The sequence below is a fragment of the Mesorhizobium tianshanense genome, assembly GCF_007830515.1.
In the GTDB taxonomy this organism is placed as follows: Bacteria; Pseudomonadota; Alphaproteobacteria; order Rhizobiales; family Rhizobiaceae; genus Mesorhizobium; species Mesorhizobium tianshanense.
In genome coordinates this window covers 1-1,077 of record NZ_VLKT01000158.1, presented here as the reverse complement: position 1 = coordinate 1,077, position 1,077 = coordinate 1, and the positions used below count along the sequence as shown (strand labels likewise).

Sequence of the window (1,077 nt, the reverse complement as noted above, 5' to 3'; positions counted from 1 at the left end):
GCGATTGGCGCTCGGCACGCCGATGACGATGTCGTCCTGCCCTGACAGGCGCGACAGCACCGCCGCCCAGGCCGCCAGCACCGTCATGAACAAGGTCGTGCCCTGCTGGTTGGCCAGCCGCTTCAGCCCGCGCGTCAGCGCCCGATCGATGACCACCGGCACGCCGGCCCCGGCAAAGGACTGCTGGGCCGGGCGCGGCCGGTCCGTCGGCAAGGCAAGACAAGCAGGAGCCCCCGACAGGGCCTCGCGCCAGTAACGGGCCTGGCTCTGCAGCCTGTCCCCCGACAGCCACTGCCGCTGCCAGGCAGCATAGTCCGCATGCTGGATGCCGAGCGGCGCCAAGGGATCATCATGCCCGGCAGCGAAGGCCCGGTAGAGCTGACCGAGTTCCCGCACCAGCACGCCCATCGACCAGCCGTCCGAGACAATGTGATGCTGCGTCAGCAGGAAGACGTGCTCCTCATGCGACAGCCGGATCAGGCAAGCGCGGATCATCGGCCCGCGCGACAGGTCGAAGGGCGTGTGCGCCTCTTCACGGCACAGGTGCTCAAGTGCCGCCTCAGCATCGGCCCGGCCGCACAGGTCGTGCTCGACCGGCCGCAGACCCGCATCCGCCGGCAGGATCCCGACAAAGGGCTTGCCGTCGGGCGCGACAAACACATGGCGCAACGCCTCGTGACGCGCAAACACACCATCGAGGCTGCGCTGAAGGGCCGCCCGATCGAGCCGGCCCGTCAGCCGCAAGGCCAGCGGGATGTGGTAATTGGTGCCGGCCCCGTCCAGCTGCGCCAGGAACCACAGCCGCTGCTGGGCGAAGGAGAGCGCAAGCGGCTCATCGCGCGACACGGCAACAATCGCCGGCAGGTCTTTGCGATCGGCGCGGCTCAAATCTTCAACGATGCTTTCCGCCAGATCGCAAAGCACCGGCCTGGCGAAGAGCGTCGACAGCGGCAGCTCGACACCGACGGCCTGCGAGAGCCGGCTCAGCAGCCGCACCGCCAGCAGCGAATGGCCGCCGAGCTCGAAGAAGTGGTCGTGGCGGCCGACCCGCTCGAGCCCCAGAAGCTCGGCCCAGAT

General features: G+C 69.1%; 1 protein-coding gene. It reads right to left on the bottom strand.

Annotated elements, in window-relative coordinates; genetic code table 11:
- Positions 1 to 1,077 (bottom strand): condensation domain-containing protein (locus IQ26_RS39030; protein WP_240547491.1); only part of this gene is annotated, 1,077 nt, incomplete at both ends.